The sequence below is a fragment of the Reichenbachiella sp. genome, assembly GCF_965223055.1.
Classification (GTDB): Bacteria; Bacteroidota; Bacteroidia; order Cytophagales; family Cyclobacteriaceae; genus Reichenbachiella.
Genome location: NZ_CBDCVM010000004.1, coordinates 1 through 18,758, shown reverse-complemented (window position 1 = coordinate 18,758; position 18,758 = coordinate 1). Strand labels below are relative to the sequence as shown.

General features: G+C 40.0%; 15 protein-coding genes and 2 pseudogenes. 13 read left to right on the top strand and 4 right to left on the bottom strand.

What is annotated here, in order from left to right; all coding sequences use genetic code 11:
• On the bottom strand, positions 1–790 hold a 790-nt coding region (gene istA, locus ACOQO5_RS03065), incomplete at its 3' end, for an IS21 family transposase (protein WP_420580210.1).
• A 232-nt stretch (positions 791–1,022) separates the two neighbouring features.
• On the opposite strand from istA, the pseudogene ACOQO5_RS03060 reads away from it, so the two are divergent.
• Together ACOQO5_RS03060 and ACOQO5_RS03055 are read left to right on the top strand one after the other, a co-directional pair.
• Positions 1,023–1,604: pseudogene (locus tag ACOQO5_RS03060) on the top strand (IS256 family transposase); the annotation flags it as partial.
• Between the two features lie 33 nt (positions 1,605–1,637).
• Positions 1,638–2,651, top strand: a pseudogene (locus tag ACOQO5_RS03055) (MBL fold metallo-hydrolase); the annotation flags it as partial.
• 88 nt (positions 2,652–2,739) lie between these two features.
• On the opposite strand, the gene ACOQO5_RS03050 reads toward ACOQO5_RS03055, so the two are convergent.
• Entirely contained in the window at positions 2,740–2,901 is a 162-nt protein-coding gene (locus ACOQO5_RS03050; RefSeq protein WP_420580209.1) for a hypothetical protein, read from the bottom strand.
• Between the two features lie 415 nt (positions 2,902–3,316).
• Here ACOQO5_RS03050 and ACOQO5_RS03045 point away from each other — a divergent pair, with 415 nt between their 5' ends.
• Positions 3,317–4,537 (top strand): site-specific integrase, encoded by a 1,221-nt coding sequence (locus ACOQO5_RS03045; protein ID WP_420580208.1) that lies wholly within the window; start codon positions 3,317–3,319, stop codon positions 4,535–4,537.
• Positions 4,538–4,567: 30 nt separating this feature from the next.
• On the opposite strand, the gene ACOQO5_RS03040 is transcribed toward ACOQO5_RS03045, so the two are convergent.
• Together ACOQO5_RS03040 and ACOQO5_RS03035 are read right to left on the bottom strand one after the other, a co-directional pair.
• Complete coding sequence (locus ACOQO5_RS03040; RefSeq protein ID WP_420580207.1) at positions 4,568–7,159, bottom strand: AAA family ATPase; 2,592 nt, start codon at positions 7,157–7,159, stop codon at positions 4,568–4,570.
• A gap of 644 nt (positions 7,160–7,803) precedes the next feature.
• The gene (locus ACOQO5_RS03035; RefSeq protein ID WP_420580206.1) at positions 7,804–7,968 is read right to left on the bottom strand and encodes a hypothetical protein; all 165 of its coding nucleotides are present in this window, start codon (positions 7,966–7,968) and stop codon (positions 7,804–7,806) included.
• A 423-nt stretch (positions 7,969–8,391) separates the two neighbouring features.
• On the opposite strand from ACOQO5_RS03035, the gene ACOQO5_RS03030 reads away from it, so the two are divergent.
• From ACOQO5_RS03030 to ACOQO5_RS02985, 10 genes are all read left to right on the top strand, one after another.
• Positions 8,392–8,688 carry a plasmid mobilization protein gene (locus tag ACOQO5_RS03030; RefSeq protein ID WP_420580205.1) on the top strand — a complete coding sequence of 99 codons (297 nt, stop codon included), beginning with the start codon at positions 8,392–8,394 and terminating at the stop codon, positions 8,686–8,688.
• Between the two features lie 196 nt (positions 8,689–8,884).
• A complete protein-coding gene (locus ACOQO5_RS03025; protein WP_420580204.1) occupies positions 8,885–9,073 on the top strand; it encodes a type II toxin-antitoxin system HicA family toxin in 189 nt (62 codons plus the stop codon).
• Positions 9,074–9,086: 13 nt separating this feature from the next.
• Positions 9,087–9,479 (top strand): hypothetical protein, encoded by a 393-nt coding sequence (locus ACOQO5_RS03020; RefSeq protein WP_420580203.1) that lies wholly within the window; start codon positions 9,087–9,089, stop codon positions 9,477–9,479.
• 9 nt (positions 9,480–9,488) lie between these two features.
• Entirely contained in the window at positions 9,489–9,989 is a 501-nt protein-coding gene (locus tag ACOQO5_RS03015) for a hypothetical protein (RefSeq protein ID WP_420580202.1), read from the top strand.
• Positions 9,990–10,120: 131 nt separating this feature from the next.
• Complete coding sequence (locus tag ACOQO5_RS03010) at positions 10,121–10,942, top strand: type IV toxin-antitoxin system AbiEi family antitoxin domain-containing protein (protein WP_420580201.1); 822 nt, start codon at positions 10,121–10,123, stop codon at positions 10,940–10,942.
• Positions 10,939–11,742 (top strand): nucleotidyl transferase AbiEii/AbiGii toxin family protein, encoded by an 804-nt coding sequence (locus ACOQO5_RS03005; RefSeq protein WP_420580200.1) that lies wholly within the window; start codon positions 10,939–10,941, stop codon positions 11,740–11,742. The genes ACOQO5_RS03010 and ACOQO5_RS03005 overlap by 4 nt, the downstream gene beginning before the upstream one ends.
• Complete coding sequence (locus tag ACOQO5_RS03000) at positions 11,739–14,516, top strand: class I SAM-dependent DNA methyltransferase (RefSeq protein ID WP_420580199.1); 2,778 nt, start codon at positions 11,739–11,741, stop codon at positions 14,514–14,516. The genes ACOQO5_RS03005 and ACOQO5_RS03000 overlap by 4 nt, the downstream gene beginning before the upstream one ends.
• Positions 14,509–16,443: a DEAD/DEAH box helicase gene (locus ACOQO5_RS02995; RefSeq protein ID WP_420580198.1), complete on the top strand. Its 1,935-nt coding sequence runs from the start codon at positions 14,509–14,511 to the stop codon at positions 16,441–16,443. Before ACOQO5_RS03000 ends, ACOQO5_RS02995 begins: the two co-directional genes overlap by 8 nt.
• Complete coding sequence (locus ACOQO5_RS02990; RefSeq protein WP_420580197.1) at positions 16,436–17,650, top strand: GIY-YIG nuclease family protein; 1,215 nt, start codon at positions 16,436–16,438, stop codon at positions 17,648–17,650. The genes ACOQO5_RS02995 and ACOQO5_RS02990 overlap by 8 nt, the downstream gene beginning before the upstream one ends.
• A gap of 51 nt (positions 17,651–17,701) precedes the next feature.
• The gene (locus tag ACOQO5_RS02985) at positions 17,702–18,736 is read left to right on the top strand and encodes a helix-turn-helix domain-containing protein (protein ID WP_420580196.1); all 1,035 of its coding nucleotides are present in this window, start codon (positions 17,702–17,704) and stop codon (positions 18,734–18,736) included.
• Positions 18,737–18,758 lie beyond the last annotated feature (22 nt).

Here is an 18,758-nt window from a genome sequence, read left to right as displayed (position 1 = left end):
TGTCCCTGGGTTTTTTAGCTCTGGCGGGCACAACCGTAGTTCCGTAGTGATTGGCAAAGTCTTCCAAAGCCCTGTTGATAGTAGGTTCATAGCGGTTAGCCTTGATGACAGCAGCTTTGAAGTTGTCGGGAACCAGGGCTTGAGGAACCCCTCCCAGGTGCAGTAAACAGCAGGCTAAAGCATAAAGAAAGTCTACAATAGATTGGCTTTTTACCGCCATAGCAAAGCTGTAATCGGAGTACGGGAGACAGGCAACGAACACCTGGCATTCTACCAGCTCTCCTGTTTCCTTATCCAGGTAGCTGAGCTTCTTACCGGCAAAATCCAGGTAAAGCTTTTCTGCAGGTTTATGTTCCAGTACCATGGAAGGGCGGGAAGCGATCTGCTGCTGCTGAAGATGATAGCAAAACTGAGAGTAGCTGTACCCATCCGGATACTGCTGCTGGTATTCTTCCCAAAGGAGCCTTTTGTTGACACCGGTACGCTTTAGCTCATTCAGATAAAAGTCCAGATTGCCCTTTAAATGTTCGTAGCGATTGTCTTTGTAAGCGGGATTTCCCGGATGAAACTTAGCTTCCAGCACCGGATTTTCCAGCTTTATCAGCTCTGTTATGGTCCATGATTTACCTCCCTTGACTGAGGAAGTAAGAGCTTGAAGTTTGTTCAAATACACCTTAACGGTGGTCTTACTGATGCCCAGCATCCGGGCAATAGTCTTTCTACCTTTGCCTTGCTGGTGTAGAAGAAGTAGTTGTTTTATCTGACTCATTGATTTTGGTTTTCCTGCCATCGTGTTCTTTGCGATTTTAAATGATCGCGAAAAAACCAAAACCTCAATAAAGGGGGTCAATATGCTCCGGAATCCCATACCATAGGGGGTCAATATGCTCCGGAATAATTTTCCCAGGTCTTATCAGGGGGTCAGTATCTGCCGGAATGGCGTGCGAAATCAGCGTTTAAATGGATTACCACGCTTATTTTCAGTACCGGATTTGGGGGTCAGCTTAGTCCAGAATATCCACTGGCTCCAGGTGCTCACAGATCTGCAACAACGAGGAGTAGAGGATATTCTCATAGCCAGCATCGACAATTTGAAAGGATTTGCTCAGGCCATTGAAAGTATTTTTCCTGAAACTGAAGTACAGCTCTGTGTTATCCATCAAATCCGAAACAGCCTTAAGTATATTCCCTGGAATAAACACAGAGAGTTTATCAAGGACCTAAAGCTAGTCTATCGAGCCAGTTCCCTGGAGATAGCCCAGCACCAATTGGATTTACTAGAACAGAAATGGGGTAAAAAGTATCCGGTGGTTATTAAAAGCTGGCGTACTAACTGGGATCGATTAACTCAGTATTTCAAGTATCCTGAACCAGTGCGGAAGCTTATTTACACCACTAACACGGTAGAAGGCTATCATCGCATGGTGCGCAAAGTGACCAAATCCAAGGGAGCATTCACTTCTGATATGGCAATGCTTAAACTAGTTTATTTAGCCACATTGAATTTCCAGAAACGATGGAAAAACTCCATACATAATTGGCCTACCGTACTCAACAGCCTGGCCATTTACTTTGAAGATAGAATGAACCATGACACAGTTTAATGAGCACTCCCGGGCGGGGATTCATATGGAGAGTGTTTGTTAATTAATATCAATGATGACACTTATGTCGTTATTGATTCATTTATTAACTATGCCTCCGGAAATTCCGTTATTCTAGACTATCTACAGGAAGCAGTAATCTCACCTGAAAAAGTAAAGTTCATCATTGCAACTCATTGGCACGATGATCATGTAAAAGGCCTTTCACAAGTCTTAAAAGAGTGTTCTCAATCCAAATTTGTTATCTCTAATGCTCTTAGTAGCAACGAGTTTTTGACGCTTCTGGGCAAACATGATTTAATCAGCTCTCACAATTCTGGAATTAAGGAGTTCTCAGAGATGTTCGAGTACCTTTCGGATAAAGGTGTCAAACCCATACTTGTTTCTCAAGATCAAATAATTCATCGAAATCAAATTAATGAGATAGGGGTTGAAATTGTGGCTTTGTCACCTTCCAACAGCTCGATAATTGATGCACTTCATTTTTTTAATTCGCTTCCTATAAATGGGTCCAACAAAAATGTAGTCAAACCAAAACTTAACCATTTGTCTATTGTAGTCCAAATGAAGGTAAATGACTTAACTTGCTTGTTTGGAGCGGACTTGGAGAATCACCCAGACACAGAAAAGGGTTGGACGGCGGTTCTGGGTTCTGAAACCTTCAGCGTAAAAACAAGCAATGTATTCAAAGTACCCCATCATGGATCAAAAAATGCTTCAAGCAATGAATTATGGGCCAGCTTATCCAACAGCAATATTATTTCGATGTTAACACCATGGAGGAGAGGGAATAGATTTATTCCTACTAACGATGAAGCAAGGGAAATTCTCACTCACTCAGATCAAGCCTATATCACCTCTAACCCTAAGGAAGTAGTGAAGAAAAAACGTGATTATAAGATTACAAAAAAGTTAAGAAGATTAGGAATCGATCCTAAATCTCTGGAGAAAAAGCATGGACGAGTAATTTTGAAATTTGAAAACAATAACTATACCACCACTCTGGAAGGTTCAGCATCTGAACTTTTGTCTATTTATGATAATTGATGTCGGGATTCGTTGTATCCAAAACCGCGTACAAACCCCGTGCAAATGAAAAATGAGTTATGAAATGAAACTCATAACTCATTGATTATCAAGTACGCTCCTTCATGGTTCCACTTCGGCCAACCACAGGATTACCGCCCACCTTAGCTTCGGCGGATAAACTTCTCCTCATTCCCTTTAAACTGTATAAATGAGCTGCATTCACTCCCATCTCCGTGCCTGCGCTTTGATGGGCACCGCACTCAATCAATCACTCATTCAATCATTCAATCATTCACTCATTCACTCATTCCGTACGCCCGGAAGGACTTCCGCCTTCGCTACGGACGGATAGACTTCTCATCCTTCCCTTTAAACTGTATAAATGAGCTGCATCCACTCCCATCTCCGCGCCTGCGCTTCGATGGGCACCGCACTCACTCAATCAATCAATCAATCACTCATTCACTCATTCACTCATTCACTCATTCACTCATTCACTCATTCAGTACGCCCGGAAGGACTCGAACCCTCAACCCTCTGATCCGAAGCAATCGTATATTTGTATTCTATTGTATCGAAATGTACTCAAATGGGCTTTAAACGCAGATTTTTAATTCAGTTCGATACATATAAAACCAAATAAAACCGTATTTTGCGTGCAAATTGCGTGCAAATTTTTTTAGATGAGTAGCTCGGTCAAGATTTCTTTAGACACCAGAAGGCCTAAAAAGGACGGAACTTTTCCCATCATTCTGCGGGTAACGCACAACCGCAAAACCACCTCAGTAGCCACCGGATATTCCGTGCCACCAGAATACTGGGACCAGGGAAGGGCAGCCATCAAAAAGACCTATAAAGGATTTGGCAATATTACCCGGGTCAATAACCACATCCTGAAACAAAAAGCCAAAGCCATTGACCGGCTGACCAAGCTGGATGAAGAAAACAAGCTAAAATATATGTCGGTGCCCCAGGTAAAGGAGAAACTGGGTCCCAAATCAAAAACCAGTTCCTTCTTTCAATTTACCGAAGAGATTATCCAATCCCTGCTGGAAGAGAAGCGCATCGGCAATGCCCGCAGTTACCGCAATGTGTTGCGAGAAATTAAGAAATTCAGAAAGAACGTGGACTTTCCCTTTACCGAGTTGAACTACCAGTTCCTGACCAGGCTCGAGCATTACTATTTGGCCAAGGGGCTGTCGGTAAATGGTTTAGGGGTGTACATGCGCACCATCCGGGCGATTTTCAACAGAGCTATTAAAGCAGGCTTAATCGACAGAGCGGCCTATCCTTTTGAAACCTATTCCATCAAATCCAAGCCCACCAAGAAGCGGGCCATTCGATATGAAGACATTCAGAAAATTGAAGCCTTGAAGTTCGAACCCTCTGACCCTCTTTTTGAAGCCCGTAGTATGTTCCTGTTAAGTTTTTATTTAATGGGTGTATCGTTTATCGATTTAGCTTTCTTGAAAGTAGAGAATCTGGTAGATGGCAGGGTGCAATACAAGCGGAGGAAGACCGGCAAATTTTACGATATTAAGATCTCTGCCAATGCCCAGGATATTTTGGACCACTACTTGGTTGGCAAGCAAAGCGAGGATTATATCTTTTCCATTATCAAAAGGACCAGCATATTTGATCAGTTCCGGGATATCCAATGGGCGCTGAAAAGGTACAACACCAGGCTTAAGGAAATCGCCCAGTTGGCCGGTATCGAAGAGAACCTGACTTCCTATGTATCCAGGCATACATTTGCTTCCATCGCCAATAATATGGAGATCCCGGTCACCGCTATTAGTCAAATGTTGGGTCATACCAATTTAACTACCACACAGGTGTATCTGGCCAGTTTGAGGCGGGATGTGATTGATGAATATGGGGAGCGGGTGATTGGGGGGAAGTAGACTACCTTTGACCCATGCCTACTTTTCATATTAGTTATCACTTGCGATCTGCCTAATATTATTTTTGATTTCATTAAATCTTTCAATCTCACCCTGAAGGGCCTCAACAGTCGGTTTCTTACTAGCGAATTTATCACTATGGGAGTGCCCCTCCATATACCTGCAGCACTGGGCAAATCCATCCATCACAATGTCTCGTATTTCATTGTTGTATTTCACACTCCGCAGGCTATCAATACTTACTCTTTCAGCAAAACGCTGCACTACTCCAGCAAATATCTCAAATACCACTAGGGCTTCATAACTAGTTCTTAGAGCAGCAAAGCCTGACCGTAACGAGTCTTCTCTTTCTTGTGGTTCTTGTTTTTTTGCTCTTTCACACCATTCTTGAGCTTTTCCGGTTCTTTTAAAAATTTTCTCAAATGAAGGTGTATTATCCAAGTAGACTAAGCCAGATTGACCACCTGTGTTTTCAATCCAATGACAGCGGAATTCAATTCCAATATCTTTACATGTCTCAATTATTGTAGAAAGAAAAGCAAGGTCGTGTGTGAATATTATAATTTGCTTGTTTTTGGCCTCTCTGACTAATCGCTTAGCCAGTTCACTTTTCCTATAATCATCTAATGTGGTAGAAGGATCGTCAAAAATTAGCCCCTTGTTTATCTCAGATAATTCCATCTCAACCAAAAAGTCAGATATTGCCGTGACCTTTTGTTCACTTTCGCTCAGAACTGATGAAGGGTTATTTCCCTTTATTAACAACTGCCTATTCGAACTACCTGCCGAACCTCTTGAATCTACCTCTATTTGAATTTTTCCGTTCAATGCCTCTACTTCTTGATTAAATCTCGCCACATAGTCTGTACTAAAATATTTAGCACTTAGATTCTTTTCACAATCAGTAATACGCCTTTTAAATTTATGCCACGGTACTTTTTGCAGGATGGACGCTATGATTTGTTCTTGAGCAAACTTTTCGATTTTTTTATAGTGTTTATTGAGCTTCTTTTTGTGATTTAGATAGGTTATTTCAGATTTAATACTGTTCAATTTCTCTAGCTGGCTTCCCCCTCTTAATGTTTTAATCTTTTTCTCAAGATGTTTAATGAGTTCGTCATGCATTGAACAATCAACTTGAACAGACTCGAGTGCCTCTGCATCTCTTTTGTTTATTTTTTCAATTATCTCATCGGGTAACTCCGATTGGGAATTCAATTGTACTTTTAATTCTCCTAAATATTCATTTTCATTATCTTCTAGCCATTGCGTCAATCTACTATCTTCTGGAAAATGGTTAAAGGAAATCTTCCTAAGATGAGCTTGATATTTATCTTGTGAAGATTGAGCACTTTTTAATCTATCTTCAGCTTCGCTCTGTAAATAGATCCAGTATTTGCCTATCAAGATATTGGCTTCTTCTGATAATTCTTGATGACATAAAATGCAAATATCTTCATCTTGTGGATAGTCTATGTCTTCATAAGTAGCATATTTATGTGCAGCTTTTATGAATTCTCTCCACTCCGCTGTTCCTATTTCGTCAAATACATTGCTTTCAATAGAAGATAACCCTTCTTCCTTGACCGCCTTTTCAAGTTGAACTAATCTAATGATGCTTTTTGATATTTTTGTGAGCGACTCTTCAGAGAATTCAGAATTCAGTTTTTCTATCCTCTCCTTGTTTCGATGAAGGTCACCAATTAGCTGTTCATAAGATTTAATTGCTGTATTTAGCTGCTTGGTAGCAATTAGTAGCTCGTCGTATTCTTTGGTTAACTTATCCTTTTTCTTTTGATGCTTTGCAGTATAAGGAATGTGTTCCTGAAGAATGTCAATATTAATTTCTGTATCTATTGCCTCAATAAGATCCTTTATTTCCGATTCACCTTCGAATAAATCAACAAATGGGTTATCCGGAGTCAGTTCATTGATCCTTGCATTGACCCTGCTCTCAACCTTGTCTACTGCTCCATTTAGCTCTGAGAAAAATACAAGACCTGCGGGCCTGAACTCAAATTCATTTCTTTCGTCAAGATGTTTAACAATGGCTTTATTGTCGAACACGGAAAATTGGTCAGTCAATGATACGTTTTCGTCTCCGGGCATTCGCATTTCAACAGGCCCATCTTCAGTGTCAAAATTGAACTTAGTTTCCAGAGGATCTTCTACATCTTTGAATACGTTAGGAAGTATTTTTTCCTCGGAGCGTGAGAAAAACGCCCATTTAAGCAACCTGGAAAAACTTGTTTTTCCGGCACTATTTTCTCCAAATATGACAGTCAATTGCGGATGGAATTCAATTAACATTTTCTTTTTTAGGGCATTTGCGCCACTAACATGTTTCAGTTTTGTAAGAATTGCTTTTTGATAATAGGGTTGGTGGTCTTCATTTGCTTGACCGATTTCTAGATCAGATCTCTCTGATTTCTCTAAGATTCCCAAGTCTTCACTCAAGTATTTGATGGCCTCTTCGAAGTCATCATCATTTATCTCACCATGCTCAATCAGTTTAATAGAAAGTAATTTCAGCCAGTTGGGCATTCCGCGGATGAACTCTATAGTTTCTTTTTCAAGAGTTTCCCGTTTTCCATGTTCTTGAGCCATCTCAAAATCCTCCATAGCTAGTATTATTTGAGGGTTATGGTTGAACTATTTTTTATGTTTGTCAACCTGTTTATAAACGAGCAATTTACTTTTAATTGCAACCCAAATAGGGAGCAAGCTCCTGGTTGTCAGCTAATGAACTTAGGGAAAATTTTTATATTCGAAAAGAACGGGGGCAGTTGTCTTCCTGGGGTCGCCATTCAGACGATAGTGCTTTACGAAACTTTCTTGGTAATAAGGTGTGACTACACTCCAGCTGTTCCACTCAACCGCTCTTTCAACCACAAGCCAACCAAAGGCTGGCAGGCGTTTCACAACTTCCATTCCGTCACGGGCTGTTCTCCTCTGGTGACAACCGCTCATCCATGCACACCACCAGATCACAGCCCCTGGTTTGTCCGCACCTGGCGCCCATGGACAGCTAGCACAGATCGGGTAATCAGACCGCCAGATAGTGGTTACCCTGTGAAAAAAGCAAGGGTAAAACAAGTACGCCGGAGGCGTACCCTTGCTTTTTTGCCCTCCCTGACGGTACCGTCAGGGCTTCTTTACCCTACTTTCTGTACAACTGTCCATGGAATGCGGCCGGCCACACTATCAGCTTATTCAACGCTACACATCCACCTACAGATTCCTTTGGTGGATACCCATCCCCCCGGCTAATTCCGAACCCCGAAGCCTCCCACGAGCCTATGCTCAAAAGGTGCGGTGGTACCAACCATAGCTTTAGCAACGGTTGGTAATTTTTCATCCGTCAGCCAAGAATACTCCAGAAAAGTCAGGCTTGCTCCGGATAAAATCAAATTTTCACACCGTAAAGCCATTTCATTATTTAGCCATAACCCAAATCCCCATTTGATTTTAGTTCCGGCCTAAGCCTGATAATTGCCTCCATATTCTGACAGAATCAGGTATGCAAGCATATGGCAAACCAAGCCAAACCCTGCTGTGGAAAACTCCAAATTCACTTCGTTCGTTTTGACTTTTCCACAGGCCATCGTACCTTACCCTCCATTGTTGATAAGTTTGCTGTGACCAGCAATTGGTCCCACCCACATCAGCACAAATGGAGCAAGTACAAACCAAAAAAACTTGTACTTTTTTGCTAGCAGCTGATCAACCAAAAAGTCCCGTTACTCAAAGTAGCCAGACGTGTTAATGTCTGACAAAAACTCCTAACTTGTCAATTAAAAAAATTTAATATTTCCAATAACGGGACATCAATTACGCATTTTACATTTTTCAACATGGCACGACCAGAAAAACTGATCAAGAAGCAAAAAAGGGTAACTGTTCGTTATACCTTGGCAGAATATCTTTTCGTACAGCAGTATGCAGAGGAAAGAGGCCTTTCGATTTCTGAATACATTCGTTCCAGGAGCCTGGATGAACGGCCATCCCTTAAAAAAACTCCTGAACAAATAGCTGCTTATATGGAATTGGTGGCATTGTCGAATAAGTTGAATCAGGCAGGGGAGATGTTTGAAATTGATTGTATTGATGGTATTTTGAATCGGTTGGATGATGTGATTAATCAATTCTGAAGAAGGTTTGACATTAGTTATGCACAAGGTATATTTGCTTTAACAATACCTGCCACGCCTCTGATACAAGCGCAACCGGGCGGGTTTTTTTATTTCCACCCGTGAGTAAACTTTTCTGATATACGTATCGTTAATAAGTATAATATAATATACCTTGAGCTGGAATTGAGAATATCCATGTATACCTTTAGGTTATATGAAAAGTTCACAATTGCTCAAGATCTTAAAAAAAGACGGGTGGTATGTAATATCCCAAACCGGATCACATATGAAACTGGAGCATGATGTAAAGACTACTGGGCCAATAATCTTTCCATTTCACGGATCTAAGGAAGTAGGTAAGGGACTTGAAAATAAAATCCTTAAACAGGCAGGACTCAAATAGAAAGGAGAGAACAATGAAATCCAAAAGAGGCAAGATTAAGATGATTGTTGAAAAAACCAATACCGGGTTCTCAGCATATGCTGAAGATTACCCAGTGTACACGGTTGGAGGGACAATCCAAGAATTGAGAGAAAATATTATCGATGCATTCAACCTGTATTATGAAGATGATGACATTCAGGTAAAGGATTCAAATATTCAACTTTTTTTCGATCTGGGCCTGTTCTTCAAACACTATCCCGCATTGAATGCAAAGTTCCTGGCCAATAAAATTGGAATGAACTACACTTTGTTAAGCCAATATGTTCAAGGACGCAAAAAGCCTTCAGCTAAGCAGACCGAAAAAATCATGAAGGGCATTCATGAAATTGGGGCAGAGTTATCAGAGCTTAATTTGATTAGATAGGTTCAAACCATGGATTACAAATCCCTAGCCAATAAATATCGTCCTTCTGTTATAAAAACCCTGTTAGTTGGAGAGGCTCCACCTCCTGCGGGAAAGTCATACTTTTACCTACCGTGTCAAATGTCCAGGGCTTCGCTGGAAAATGATACCAGTCTTCCGGCTACGATATTTGGTCATTACTTTGGGCGGAAGCCTGATGATCAAGAAGAATACGTAACATATCTAGAGTCACTCAAAGAAATGGGAATATTTTTGATTGATATAGTTGAACGGGCAATTCAAATTCGTGACAGAAAAAGCCCTACCGGTATCAATGAAGAAAACCTGGTAATGCTGATTGATACAATTCCTACCCTGAAAAGAAGAATTACCCAAAAAGGAATCGACGTCGATGAAGGTAACATTATATTTCTGCTACCAAGAAACCACTACAGAAAACAATTAAAGACGCATTTCCCTAATTCCACATTAGTCCGATGGAAGGAATTTCGTATGAGTCACTCGAGTTGATCACTACCAAGCCATTGATAAGTTATTGTTTATATCCAAAAAATCAGGTTAAAACTGATATATTAACTATAACACATAATATTTGATATTTTTCGTATCTTTAAACTCAGGCTGAAGCTGATATTTAAGATATGAAAGATAAGTACATATCAACCCGCTCGAATAACCTGCTGCGCTATTTTAACCAGCGGGATCAGCAATATTTTGACTTTTCCCAAGCAAAAATGGCTTTACCTCAATCCAGTGATGGCGCTATCATGGAATTGTTGAGTGATATGGCCAAACGAGGTCTCTTGTTACGACTTAAAAAGGGGCTATACTATTTAATTCCATACGAGAAGGATGCAGAAAGCTTTATGCCCGATTGGCACTTGCTGGCTGAACCCCTGACCAAAGGTGTCGATCACTACATTGGATATTACTCCGCATTGCAAATTCACAACCTGATCACTCAACCTTCATTGAAAGAGCAAATTGTGGTAGCCAAACAAATGAAACCTTCGGAGTTGCCCATTAAGGGTGTCAGCTTTCAATTTATTTACCATAATGAAAAACATTTTTTCGGATCAAAGAAGATATGGATTGACAGCTTCAATAAAGTGCTGTGTTCAGACTTGGAGAAGACAATTATTGACTGCCTGTTTAAGCCAAACTATGCCGGAGGAATTGTGGAAGTAGCCAGGGCTATTTATATGTCACAGGAAAAGATCGACTATTCAAAACTTCTAGGGTATACTGAAAGATTTCATTCTCAAGCGGTCATTAAACGGCTGGGATTTATACTGGAGACGCTAGATATTCAGACTGATATCATAGAAAAACTGCAGGAAAGCAAAACGGCCTCTTATGTGGTATTGGATACTGAACTTCCCAGGAACGGTAAACTGGTCAGTCGTTGGAGTGTTCAACAAAATTTAGAAACCGATACCATTAAGTCCGCCATTTATACATGATCAAACCTGCAGAAATACAAAATGTTGCCCGAAAAGCAGGAGTCCGGGATCAGCAGATTGAGAAGGATTACATTCTGTCCTGGATTCTTCAGGGTATTTCTCAACATCGGGAACTTTCCCGGGCTTTGGTATTCAAAGGAGGGACGGTTTTAAAGAAAGTTTACTTTGAAGATTACCGTTTTTCAGAAGATCTAGATTTTACCCTGGTTAACGAAACAATTAATAATGATCAAATCTTGCAATGGTTTAATGAGTCTTTCGAATGCACACGCGAGGAAGCCAATATTCCGCTTGAAATCTTGGTTAATGAGGCCAGGGAGGGAGGTCTTAATTTCTACATTAGCTATGTGGGACCGCTGGGCGGGTTAGGTGCACAGAAAAAGGTGAAGGTTGATATATCATACAATGAACAGCTGGTGTTTCAACCGGCCCTAAAAAATGCTATTCTGGGTTATTCAGATCTAGAGGAACACCAACTGCTTTGCTATACTTTGGAAGAAGTATTGGTAGAAAAGCTTCGCTCTGTGATGCAGCGCATGCAAGCCCGGGATTTTTACGATATTTGGTATTTAGTCGAGGTTCGTGGTTTGTATGTAGACTTCCTGTTCAATGAATTCAGGTCAAAAACAGAAAGTAAAGGTATAGATCCAATTGAATTCCATACAAAATTGGAACAGCGATTACCGCAGTACCAGGGCCGATGGCAAAGCTCTTTGGCTAATCAAATTCGTGACTTACCGGAGTTTGATCAGGTGGAACGAGAAGTTATGAGACATCTTAGGAATTTTAAAGTAGGATGAATATTGCTCAAATAGAAAATAATCTACAACAGTTGATGAAGTCTTTTGATCGGGAGACTTTCATTTACCGACTGCTACGAGCTTACGGCTTACCTAAGGCCTCTATTACCAGATTAAAAAAAGGGAATCTCAATCTATCTAAAATTCCGGGGGAGATCTCCTGGAAGAAAAAGCTGGTATTCAAGGAAGAGTTCGAGAAAGATCTTCACCTGACTATTACAGAATTGGCCCATGGGATTAAATATGCTCAACGATTTGTAGTGGTCACGGATTATCAAACACTACTAGCCATTGATACCAAAACGGATGAGAAACTTGATATCGAATTAAAGGATCTGCCTAAGCATTATGATTTCTTCTTGCCTTGGGCCGGCATGGAGAAGGCACAGCATGCTGATGAAAATCCGGCCGACGTAAAAGCCGCTGAACGCATGGCCAAACTTTTTGATGAGATCAAAAAGGACAACCCGGACAATTCACCGGAGTTTGTTCATGGCTTAAATGTTTTCCTATCCCGTTTGCTTTTCTGCTTTTTTGCTGAGGACACTAAAATTTTCAAACCTGGCCAGTTTACCAAAGCCATCAGTTCTCATACTCAAACAGATGGCAGTGATCTCAATCAATACATGGATAAGTTATTCGATGTGTTAAACACTCCTGAGAAACAGCGAGAGGGTCTGCCGGTATACTTAAGCGAATTTCCCTATGTAAATGGTGGTTTATTTGAGAAGAAAATTCAAGCCCCAAAATTTACCAGAAGGTCACGACAGGCTATAATTGATAGCGGTGAATTAGATTGGTCGGCCATTAATCCGGACATTTTTGGCTCCATGATGCAAGCAGTGATCACTCCGGAGCATCGAGGTGGTTTAGGAATTCACTATACCTCCGTTCCTAACATCATGAAGGTGATAGAACCGCTGTTCTTGGACGACCTGTATATTTCATTTGAAAAAGCCCAAAGTAATCCTAAAAAGCTTAATGAATTACTATACAGGCTTAGTAAGATTAAAATCTTTGATCCCGCTTGCGGTAGCGGTAACTTTTTGATTATTGCCTACAAAGAACTCAGACGATTAGAGATCAAGATAATTAGGCATTTACAAGAACTAAAGCAAATAGCTTCAGGATTTGGTGCAAAAACGGAGCAATTAACTTTCATTCCTAAATCGCAAGTTGATTTGGCTGCGTCATTTGAAGTAGAACTGTTTTCTAGAATTCAACTTAACCAATTCTATGGTATTGAACTGGATGATTTTGCTCATGAAATTGCTCAGCTATCATTATGGCTAGCCGAACACCAAATGAATGCAGAGTTTAAACAAGAGTTTGGTCAGAGTAAACCTACTTTACCACTAAAAGATGCCGGGCTTATTGTTCATGGGAACGCATGTAGGATTGATTGGGAAGAGGTTTGTCCAAAGGAAAAAAATGATGAGGTATATATTTTGGGTAATCCGCCATATGTAGGTTCCACCTGGCAATCTAAGTCCCAGAAAAACGATATGTCCAACGTATTTGATAGTGTAAAAGGCCACAAAAAGTTAGACTATATCTCTTGTTGGCTGTATCTATCAGCAAAATACATAAGCAACAATTCAAGCAAGTCTGGTTTAGTTGCCACCAACTCTATCTGTCAAGGAGAACAGGTTTCATTACTTTGGCCTAATATTATTGATTTGAATGTTGAGATATTTTTTGGCCATACATCCTTTAATTGGTCAAACAATGCAAAAGGTAAAGCTGGTGTAACGTGCGTAATTATTGGCTTAAAGAGTGATTTAAACTATTCATCAAAATACATCTTTTCAAACGGACATAAGACTAGCGTTGAGAATATCAATCCTTATTTGATCTCGGGAAGAAACGTTATGATTGCCAAAAGGTCAAAACCAGTTTCCAAGCTGCCCGAAATGGTCTATGGCAACAAGCCGGTTGATGGAGGTAATCTGTTACTCACAACCAACGAAAAAAATGAAATACTAAAATTGTATCCGAACGCCAGCAAGTTTTTTAAGAGGATCCTTGGTTCACAAGAGTTGATCCATTCAAAAGAGAGATGGTGTCTATGGATTGAGGACGGCTTGAAGAAAGAAGCTGAAGGTATACCTCCAATTCGAAGTCGAATATTATCCGTCAAAAAATTACGCCTTGCAAGTAAAGACTCCGGAGCGAATAGAATGGCAAATAAACCTCATCAATTTCGGGAAATGTATTGTGCAAAAGAGAATTCTATAATACTTCCCGCAGTATCTTCAGAAAACAGAGATTATATCCCATTAGGTTATTTTGACAACAATACAGTAGTCACCAACAGGAACTTTGCTTTGTACGATCCAATGCCATATGTCTTTGGAGTCATTACTTCTAAAATGCACAATGTATGGGTAAGAGCCATTGCTGGGAGACTACGAACGGACATCAATTACTCTTCCACTTTATGTTATAATGCATTTCCTTTTCCATCCATTAGCAGTCAAAGAATATCTGAGATAACCCAATGTGTTTTTCGTATTTTGTCTGAACGTGAAAAATATCCGGAAAAGACATTAGCTGAACTTTATGATCCAGACAAAATGCCAGATGGCCTTAGAGAAGCGCACCACGCTAACGATATTGTTATTGAAAAATGTTATCGTTCCCGTACTTTTGAAAATGACGAAGAACGCCTTGAACATTTGTTTAAACTCTATGAAAAAATGATCGAAGAGGAAGGGAACCGAGGCACTTTATTTGAAACTCAGAATAAAAGGAGAAGGAAAAAACATGCCTGATATTGTACATGTCACTTATGACCAAACTGGTGAAAGCATTAGCACTAATTCAATGGGAATGCGCGATATGCAGGCACGTGCCTATGAACAACGAGATGCTCAATATTTGTTGATCAAAGCGCCCCCAGCATCTGGCAAATCGAGGGCGTTGATGTTTATTGCCTTGGACAAACTACAAAATCAGGGGATCAAAAAAGTCATTATCACTGTGCCGGAGCGTTCTATCGGCAGTTCCTTTGCCAAAACGGATTTAACCAGTCATGGTTTTTTTGCTGATTGGAATCCCAATGATCAATACAATCTTTGTACACCCGGCAGCGACGGCAGCAAAAGTAAGGTGGATGCGTTCAAGAACTTTATGAGTAATGATGAGAAAATACTGATTTGCACGCATGCCACTTTTCGCTTTGCCTGTGATGAACTGGACGAAGCAAAATTTGATGATGCCTTGATTGCAATCGATGAGTTTCATCATGTTTCAGCAGATATTAATAATCGTCTGGGGGATATTATCAGGTCGATCATGAAAAAGTCTACCGCCCATATGGTGGCTATGACTGGTTCATACTTCAGAGGGGACAGTGTCCCGGTATTGCTTCCAGAAGACGAAGCATTATTTACCAAAGTCAACTACAATTATTATGAACAATTAAATGGGTACCAATACCTGAAGTCACTTGGTATTGGCTATCATTTTTATCAAGGTAAATACACTTCGGCCATTCTTGATGTGCTTGATACAGATAAGAAAACCATTTTACACATTCCAAATGTCAATTCAGGAGAATCTACCAAAGAAAAACACAACGAGGTAGATTTTATATTGGATGCTATCGGTACAGTGGAAAGACAAGATGCCGAAACCGGAGTGCTTGATGTCAAGCGAAATTCTGATGGAAAGATGCTTAAAGTAGCAGACCTGGTGGAAGATACTCCTAGGGAACGGGATAAGATCGTTAATTACCTGCGCAATATGGATTCTGCGGACGATATGGATCTTATCATTGCACTAGGCATGGCCAAGGAAGGGTTTGACTGGCCGTTTTGTGAACACGCATTAACTGTGGGCTACAGGGGATCGCTAACAGAAATTATTCAAATAATCGGACGAGCAACTCGCGACAGTGAAAATAAGACCCATGCTCAATTCACCAATTTAATTGCTCAGCCGGATGCTGCAGATGACTTGGTTAAATTATCTGTTAATAACATGCTTAAGGCCATAACCGCTTCTCTGTTGATGGAACAGGTTTTGGCTCCAAACTGGAAATTCAAGACCAAGCTTTCCGATGATGATGAACCTAAACCGGGCGAGATCAAAATCAGAGGGTTAAAAGAACCCAGTTCCAAGCGGGTAAGAGACATCCTGGAATCTGATTTGAATGACTTGAAAGCAAGTATTCTACAAGACGATCAAATGCTTAAAGCCATGCCAGGAAATGTAGATCCGGAAGTGATCAATAAGGTAATGATTCCAAAAATAATTAGGGTCAAATATCCGGAATTGTCAGATGATGAAGTAGAAGAAGTAAGGCAACATGTGGTGGTGGATTCCGTGATTAAGAATGGAGAGATTAAAGAGACCGGAGACAAACGGTTTATCCGAATGGCTGATACTTTTGTCAATATTGATGACATCCATATTGATCTGATCGACCAGGTAAATCCCTTCCAAAAAGCATTTGAGATACTGTCTAAATCTGTCACCACCAGAGTATTGAAAGTTATCCAGGAAACTATAGAGGCTACCCGTATTAAAATGGATTTTGAGGAAGCCAACATTTTGTGGCCCAAGGTGCAAGAATTCTACAGGACCTATGGAAAAGAACCCAGCTTGAATTCCAATGACCCCTTGGAAAGACGGATGGCTGAGTGCATTATTTATCTGAAGGAAGAAAAACGAAAAAGAGCAGCAGCAGATGGATAAAGAACAAATGCTGGATGAAATTTTCAATAATGATCCTTTGGGCTTACTCAAAGTTAAACCCAAGTCTTCCCATACTCGTACCCCTGACGAACGCTTAGTGTCTTCGTTTCAGGAGATCAATGAGTTTATTGATGTCAATGGTAGACTGCCTGAAGCTAATCTGACCAGTGTTTCGGAATACCAATTGTATTCCCGCTTGAAAAATTTAATCGATGATCCTGTCAAGGTGGAGATGCTCAAAGAATTTGACATCCATAGCTTGTTTCCTGAGGTTGAATCCAGCCAGGTAGCTGAACCAGCTGAAGAATATAAAAAGAAATCCAAAGAGCCCTCTTCCATAGAGGATCTGCTTCAGGACGATAATCTAGGTATTTTAGGGGATGACGACGCTGGTCTTTTTGATTTCAAGCATACGCCCAAGGAAACATCCATGCCTGATTATATTGCCAGCAGAAAACCTTGTGAAAATTTCGAAAAATTCGAGGAAATCTTAAAGCAATGCCAAAGAGATCTGGCTAGTGGAAAACGCAAGGTCCGCCCATTCAAAAACGAACAGCAAATCGATAAAGGCTATTTCTTTGTACTAAACGGCATACTGTTATATGTAGCTGAAATCGGTGAAAAAGAAGCGGATGCTCAGGGTAAAATGAATACCCGACTGCGATGTATTTTCGAAAATGGTACGGAATCAGATCTACTGCTTCGATCACTTTCTGCAGAATTATATAAGAATGGACGAAGAGTAACAGAGCATGAGCATAAAATGCTAGATGGACTCAAAGGCATAACAGAAGAAGATGAACCGGTAGGGTTTATATACGTCCTAAGAACAAAGAGTTCAAATAGCAATATCCAAAGTATCGGCAACCTATACAAAATCGGATATTCCAGGGTTGCGGTAGAAGAACGAATCAAAAATGCTGAGACAGAGGCCACCTATCTATTTGCTCCAGTAGAATATGTGGCTGCCTGGGAGTGTTATAATTTAAACCCCCAAAAATTTGAGCAATTGATTCATAATTTTTTTGGTAATTCCTGTTTAGAAGTGGATGTATTCGATCAAAAGGGTAAAAGATTTACTCCCAGGGAATGGTTTATTGCTCCTATTGATGTGATTGAGCAGGCAATTGAATTGATAATTAATGGGAAAGTAGTTGATTACATGTACGATATTGGAAACATGAATATTGTAAAAAGAAATAGATAGACTTTCCGCAAAAAACATAATTTACTTCCACTTCCTAACCAATTACAGCCTATGGATTATTCTAATCTTTATTTTAATAAAAACCTTGATGAATTAACTATAGAAGACATCAGAGAATACTTTTCTAACGCAAAGAATGAATCAGATAAGGTTGAATACAAATCTTTTCCGCCAGCAGGTAATTATAGAGATAAGTTCAATGGTATTTGCAAAACCATATGCGGTTTCATTAATTCAGATGGTGGATTATTGATTTGGGGAGCACCTTCTGGCAAAATTCCTGAAGGAATGACTGAAGAGATTTTTACAGGTGAGCTGGAATTAATAGATAGAGTCTTTGAGAAAGACACCCTGATCAGTAGTATTTCAGACCGAATAACACCGGTACCGAACTCATTAAGAGTTAAAATTATTGAAGAAAATAATTCGTGTTTATGTGTATTTGAAGCTGATAAAAGCGAATATGCGCCACATCAATTCAGTAATACTTACTATATGAGAATGGATGGTCAGACAAGACCTGCACCCCATCATTACATAGACGCTCTCTTTAAAAAAATAACTTTTCCTAATCTAGAAGGTTATATCAAAATCGATCAAATTCAGGTGGTTCCCAATGGTTATGCCGTTAATATTTCAATTTGGGTTTTTAATTTTTCTGCTTTACAGAACGAACGCAATTTGTTAATTAACATTATTAGTGATTGTGGACAATTTCGAAGATATGGCCAACCGGGTGTAATACAAACTAACTATAAAATGGATGGTCATCAGCTTCTACTGAAGAATGCTCAAGGTACAGGTGATGTACTACATTTTGGCGCACCTTTCCATCTAAATGAGCAATTGCTTTTCACTACAGCCAGCCTTATGGATAATGAGAACCAAGGAATTTTAGTGTTCACTTTTGGTGGAAGAAAATCTCCGCTAAAGGCCTCCGAATATTATTTTGCTTTTAGAAATATTGATATCGAACAACCAGAAAGTATTGTTACTAGAAGAAACGAGAACTATTTAATTTCCGATAAACAATTTGAGGATGGGATTTCAAAAGCAGATCAACTTAGTGCAATTCTTGGTAGGTGACGTATACCCTAGTTAAACACCA